Origin of the sequence: Micromonospora sp. LOL_021 (genome assembly GCF_048060215.1) — a bacterium.
Taxonomy (GTDB): Bacteria; Actinomycetota; Actinomycetes; order Mycobacteriales; family Micromonosporaceae; genus Micromonospora_E.
The window spans coordinates 1-1,299 of the sequence record NZ_JBHMIN010000127.1 but is presented as its reverse complement, the minus strand read 5'-3'; the positions used below and the strand labels follow the sequence as shown (position 1 = coordinate 1,299).

Here is a 1,299-nt window from a genome sequence, read left to right as displayed (position 1 = left end):
GACGACTGGTGTGTCCAGCCGGACGGGGACACGGCCGGGTCGGCGGTCCAGCTGCGTGCGTGTGACGGCACCGCGGCGCAGCGGTTGGCCCGTACGGCGGTCGGGCAGTTGCGGCACACCGGGTCCGGTCTGTGTCTGGCGGTCGATGGTGGTGCGACCGTGAACTCGACGCCGGTCGTGTTGGCCGTGTGTGATCCTGCCGCGACCGGTCAGGTGTGGTCGGCGCAGGACGAGACCCGGCACGTCTACGGTCCGGACGGGGCGCGGTTGCTGACCGTGCAGGACCGGCGGGCGACGCTGCACCTGGCCGACGCGGTGGTCACGGTGGCCGCTGGTGGGGTGAACGTCAACAGTCAGCGCAGCTACGCGGTGCCGGGTGGCGGCATGCTGCGGTACGCCTACGGGTCGGCGTCGGTCCAGTTGGCGGCGGTCGCGGCCGATCATCAGGGCAGCCCGTACGCGGAGGTCGGTTCGACCCTGGCGGGGATGCCGGTACGGATCCTGAAGCGGGATCCGTTCGGTAACCCCCGCGCGGTCGACGTGCTGGCCACGAATCTGAAGACCCGGGCCGGGTTCCTGGGCGCGACCCCGGATGAGGCGTCCGGCTACACCCCGTTGGGCGCCCGCCTGTACGACCCGGTGGTGGGCCGGTTCCTGTCCGCCGACCCGGTCCTCGATGTGGCGGACCCGTTGCAGTCCAACGGGTACGCGTACGCGCACAACAACCCGGTCACCCACGCCGACCCGTCGGGTCTGTCGATCAGCCTGACCGCGTCGGAGCGGGCGGCGGCGTTGGCCGGTGCGGGTCTGTCCACCGCGCAGGTCGCCCAGGCCCAGTCGGCCGCGGGCCGGTCGATGACGTCGGTCATCCTGTCGGTGGCCTGGGACGTGTTGAAGGAGTTCATCGGCCTCAACGCCGCGCTGGGCTGCTTCGGCGGCGACGTGTGGTCCTGTGTCGACCTGGTCACCGAGTTCGTGCCCGCCATCAAACTGTTCAAAGCGTTCGGCCGGATCGTCAAGGCCGTCGAACGTACCTTCTCCGCGATCAGGGCCTGGCAGAAAGCGAAAACGGCAGCCCAGGCGGTGCTGCGGGCGGCCCGAGCCGCCGAGACCGTGGCGTTGAACGCGAAGAAGGCGGCGGCCGAGCGGGCGAAACGCGCCGCGCAGGCCGCCGCGAAGAAAGCCGCTGACAAGGCCAACACCACCAGCAACAAAGCTGTCAACGCGTCGAAGAAGACCGGCAACCCCGTCCAGAAACAGGCCCAGGCCAAAACCAACCCCAAAGCCTCCACCGCCAGC

General features: G+C 70.2%; 1 protein-coding gene. It reads left to right on the top strand.

The window, feature by feature from the left end; translation table 11 throughout:
- On the top strand, positions 1 to 1,299 hold a 1,299-nt coding region (locus ACFHWT_RS31275), incomplete at both ends, for an RHS repeat-associated core domain-containing protein (protein ID WP_416598293.1).